This is a genomic window from Streptomyces sp. NRRL WC-3549 (assembly GCF_000721935.1).
GTDB lineage: Bacteria > Actinomycetota > Actinomycetes > Streptomycetales > Streptomycetaceae > Streptomyces.
Genome location: NZ_KL585422.1, coordinates 32,170 through 36,562, shown reverse-complemented (window position 1 = coordinate 36,562; position 4,393 = coordinate 32,170). Strand labels below are relative to the sequence as shown.

The 4,393-nt window shown below is 72.8% G+C and carries 3 protein-coding genes and 1 pseudogene; 2 read left to right on the top strand and 2 right to left on the bottom strand.

The window, feature by feature from the left end:
- Positions 1-93: 93 nt before the first annotated feature.
- The gene (locus tag IH13_RS0126325; protein ID WP_031088454.1) at positions 94-834 is read right to left on the bottom strand and encodes a TetR/AcrR family transcriptional regulator; all 741 of its coding nucleotides are present in this window, start codon (positions 832-834) and stop codon (positions 94-96) included.
- A 135-nt stretch (positions 835-969) separates the two neighbouring features.
- Between IH13_RS0126325 and IH13_RS41255 the strand changes: the two genes are divergently transcribed.
- Positions 970-1,422 (top strand): nitroreductase family deazaflavin-dependent oxidoreductase, encoded by a 453-nt coding sequence (locus tag IH13_RS41255; RefSeq protein WP_082317709.1) that lies wholly within the window; start codon positions 970-972, stop codon positions 1,420-1,422.
- Positions 1,423-1,644: 222 nt separating this feature from the next.
- On the opposite strand, the pseudogene IH13_RS0126320 reads toward IH13_RS41255, so the two are convergent.
- Positions 1,645-2,817, bottom strand: a pseudogene (locus IH13_RS0126320) (geranylgeranyl reductase family protein); the annotation flags it as partial.
- 195 nt (positions 2,818-3,012) lie between these two features.
- Here IH13_RS0126320 and IH13_RS0126315 point away from each other — a divergent pair.
- Positions 3,013-4,374 carry a dipeptidase gene (locus tag IH13_RS0126315; protein ID WP_031088452.1) on the top strand — a complete coding sequence of 454 codons (1,362 nt, stop codon included), beginning with the start codon at positions 3,013-3,015 and terminating at the stop codon, positions 4,372-4,374.
- Positions 4,375-4,393 lie beyond the last annotated feature (19 nt).

Below are 4,393 nucleotides of genomic sequence, written 5' to 3'. Positions count from 1 at the left end.
CCCGCCGGTCACCGGCCCGCACCCCGGGGACGGCCCTCCGCCGGGGAGTACCCCTTCGATCGGAGGCGGGACGCGTCCGCGGGTGACACGGCGTCAGGGACGCCCGTCGCCGGTCCTCCGGGGAGCCGCCACCCCCGGGACGGCGGGCAGACCGACCGACCGGGCGAGATCGTGGGCGGCCTGCCGGAAGAAGGCGTCCCGCGCCCCGACGACCCCGTGGAACTGGCCGAAGACCTCGAAGGAGATCAGGCCGAAGAGCTGGGCCCAGGCCGCGATGAGGGCCGCCATGACGGCGGGTGGCAGGTCGGGAGCCAGGTCCGCCGCCATGCGCTCGGTCTCGGGGCGCAGTTCGTCCGAGGTCTTCGGCACGGCGAGGCCGTCGGTCAGGACCGCGTCGCGGGCCAGGCCGATGAGGACGAAGCCGACCCGGGAGGCCGGACCGACGGTGTCCTGCGGTGCGCTGTAGCCGGGAACGGGTGAGCCGTAGATCAGCGCGTACTCGTGGGGGTGGGCCAGCGCCCATTCCCGTACGGCGCAGGCGACCGCGGTCCAGCGGGCGGCGTGCGGGCCGGTGGACCCCCGGGGGGTCGCGCGGGCGGCTTCGGCCGCCTCACCCACCGCGTCGTAGGCGTCGATGATGAGCGCCGTGAGCAGGTCGTCGCGGCTGGGGAAATACCGGTACAGGGCGGAGGAGGCCATGCCGAGCTCGCGGGCGACGGCGCGCAGGGAGAGCTTGGCGGCTCCGTCCGCGGCGAGTTGCCGCCTCGCCTCCTCCTTGATGGCGGCGGTGACCTCGATGCGGGCGCGTTCTCTGGCTCCTCGGATGGCGCTCATGGGCCTCAGTCTGCCACGGGATCAGATCACCGACCAACAACGAGAGCAGTGCTCTTGCTTTGGATCAGCACTCTCGTGCACACTGATCTCAAGCGAGAGCACTGCTCTCTCAATGGACTACCGGTGGGGGCCACCATGTCGCAGCCGTACTACCTTCGGGGCAGCGCGTTCAACGTCCGGATGAACAGCCTCGTGGGATGGCTCGCCCGCCACGGGATCAGCCTGATGGGCACCGCGGAGATGTCGGTGCGGGGCCGCAGGAGCGGGCAGATGCAGCGCATCCCCGTGAACCCGCACACCCACCGGGGCACGCAGTACCTCGTCTCCGCGCGCGGCCACTCCCAGTGGGTGCGCAACATGCGGGTGGCGGGCGGTGGAGAGCTCAGAGTGGGCCGGAAGGCCCGTGCGTTCACCGCGCAGGAGATCGCGGACGACGCGCAGAAGGCGCAGGTCCTGCGTGCCTACCTGGAGCGGTGGGGCTGGGAGGTCGACCAGTACTTCCAGGGCGTCACCGCGAAGTCCACCGACTCCGAGCTCCTGGCGGCCTGTCCCGACCACCCGGTCTTCCGGATCACGGTCACGGGCTGAGGCCCCCGGCCCCGTGCCCGGCCGGCAGCGAGCCGGACCGGGCCGCGTCCGCGGGCGGGAAGGGCGACGGCCGGCCCCGTCACCGTCGGCGGGGTGGCTGGGCCGGTGCGGGTGCGCGGGCGCCGTCGCGGCCGAGAGGGCCAGGGGGTGGCCGCCGGCCCGGCCCCTCGACGAGCCGGTCAGCCGGCCGCGGCGCCCGGTCGCCGTACCCGGGCGCGGCTGCCGTACCAGCTCCGCGAGCGAGGTGGTCCCCCGGGTGATCCCCGCGAAGGCGTTCCAGGCCGGGCGGAAACCCGACAGGACCGCGTGCAGGAGGCCGGGACGGCGCTCGAAGAGCTGCAGCATGCGGCGGCCGACGCCCATCTCGACGCCCAGGCCCGCCTTGATCGCGAACGCGTAGTTGAGCGCCTGGCGCCGGGCGTCGACCGCGTCGTGCGACTCCGCGATCCGCACCGCCCACTCACCCGCGAGCCGTCCGGACCGCAGGGCGAAGGAGATGCCCTCCCGGGTCCACGGCTCCAGCAGACCGGCCGCGTCCCCGCAGACCACCACACGCCCGCGGGAGAGTGGCGAGTCCTCGCTGCGGCACCGCGTCAGATGGCCCGAGGAGATCTTCGGCTCGAAGCCGGCGAGTCCCAGCCGGCCGATGAAGTCCTCCAGATACCGCTTCGTCCCCGCACCGTCGCCGCGCGCGGCGATGACTCCGACGGTCAGGGTGTCGCCCTTGGGGAAGACCCAGCCGTAACTGCCGGGAATGGGGCCCCAGTCGATGAGGACCCGGCCCGCCCAGTCCTCCGCGACCGTCTCCGGGACCGGGATTTCCGCTTCCAGGCCGAGGTCCACCTGGTCGAGCTTCACCCCGACGTGTGCCCCTATGCGGCCGGCACTGCCGTCGGCGCCGACGACCGCCCTGGCCAGGACCGTCTCCCCGTCGGCCAGCACGACCGCGACCGTACGCCGGTCGGGCACCGCGGGGCCGTGCTGCTCGACACGCGAGACCGACGCGCCGGTGCGCAGTTCCGCGCCGGCCTTCTGCGCCTCCTCGACCAGACCCGCGTCGAACTCGGGCCGGTTGATCAGGCCGAAGAGCATCCGCTTGGAGCGGCGGGTGCGGGACAGCTTCCCGTTGAGGGAGAAGGTCACCGCGTGGATCCGGTCCTTCAGGGGGAGTTCGAACCCCGGGGGCAGGGAGTCCCGGGAGAATCCGATGATGCCGCCGCCACAGGTCTTGTACCGGGGGATCTCCGCCTTCTCCAGCAGCAGGACCCGGCGGCCTGCGACGGCCGCCGCGTACGCCGCGGAAGCTCCGGCCGGACCCGCGCCGACCACGACGACGTCCCATACCGACGACGACTCTTCCGGCTCACGTCCGGCGTCTGCGTTCTCGCTGCTCACGATGTGCTTCTGCTCCCGATCCCGACCAGTGGCCCCAGTTGCTCACGGCATCCTACGGCGCGTCGTGGCCGAATCCCGCTGTGGGAGGATCGGCCATGAATTCGTCGTACACGCAACGCCGCGTCCACGGCGTCGCCCACGGTTGCCTACACACCGCGCCACAGTCCTAACGTCGCACCCACCAGGAGCGTGCCCATGACCGCCCGTCCGATTTCCGAGACCGTTGCCTCGCTGATGCCCCGTGCGAAGGCGGAGCTGGCCGAGTTGGTGGCCTTCCGGTCGGTGGCGGACCCCGCGCAGTTCCCCCCGAGCGAGTGCGAGGCGGCGGCCGACTGGGTCGCCGACGCGCTGCGCGCCGAGGACTTCCAGGACGTCGCCCTCCTCGACACCCCCGACGGCACCCGGTCGGTGTACGGCTTCCTGCCCGGCCCCGCCGGCGCCCCGACGGTGCTGCTCTACGCGCACTACGACGTGCAGCCGCCGCTCGACGAGTCGGCCTGGATCTCCCCGCCGTTCGAGCTCACCGAGCGCGACGGCCGCTGGTTCGGCCGCGGCGCGGCGGACTGCAAGGGCGGCTTCATCATGCACCTCCTCGCACTGCGCGCCCTCAAGGCGAACGGTGGCGTCCCGGTCTCCGTCAAGGTGATCGCCGAAGGTTCGGAGGAGCAGGGCACGGGCGGTCTGGAGCGGTACGCGGAGGCGCACCCGGAACTGCTCGCCGCGGACACGATCGTCATCGGTGACGCCGGCAACTTCCGGGTGGGCCTGCCCACCGTCACCACCACCCTCCGGGGCATGACCATGCTGCGGGTGCAGCTGGACACCCTCGAAGGCAACCTGCACTCCGGGCTGTTCGGCGGAGCCGCCCCGGACGCCCTGGCCGCGATGATCCAGCTGCTCGCGTCGCTGCGCGCCGAGGACGGGACGACGACGGTCGACGGGCTCGCGACGGACGAGACGTGGGACGGTCTGCAGTACCCGGAGGACGAGTTCCGTACGGACGCCAAGGTGCTCGACGGGGTGGGGCTCATCGGCACGGGCACGGTCGCCGACCGGATCTGGGCCCGGCCCGCGGTGACCGTCATCGGCATCGACTGCCCTCCGGTCGTGGGGGCCACGCCGTCCGTGCAGGCGACCGCCCGGGCGCAGATCAGCCTGCGGGTGCCGCCGGGCCAGGACGCCGCCGAGGCGACGAAGCTGCTGACCGCGCACCTTCGGGAACACACCCCGTGGGGCGCCCGGCTGACGGTGGAACAGGTCGGTCAGGGCCAGCCGTTCCGCGCCGACGTCAGCAGCCCGGCGTACACGTCGATGGCCGAGGCCATGCGGGCCGCCTACCCGGGCCAGGAGATGCAGTCGTCCGGCATGGGCGGCTCCATCCCGCTCTGCAACACCCTCGCCGCGCTGTACCCGGAGGCGGAGATCCTGCTGATCGGACTGAGCGAGCCTGAGGCGCAGATCCACGCGGTGAACGAGAGCGTGTCCCCCGAGGAGCTGGAGCGGCTCTCGGTCGCCGAGGCCCTGTTCCTGCGCAACTACGCGGAGTCGAAGGCCTGAGGGCCGCGGGGACGGCCGC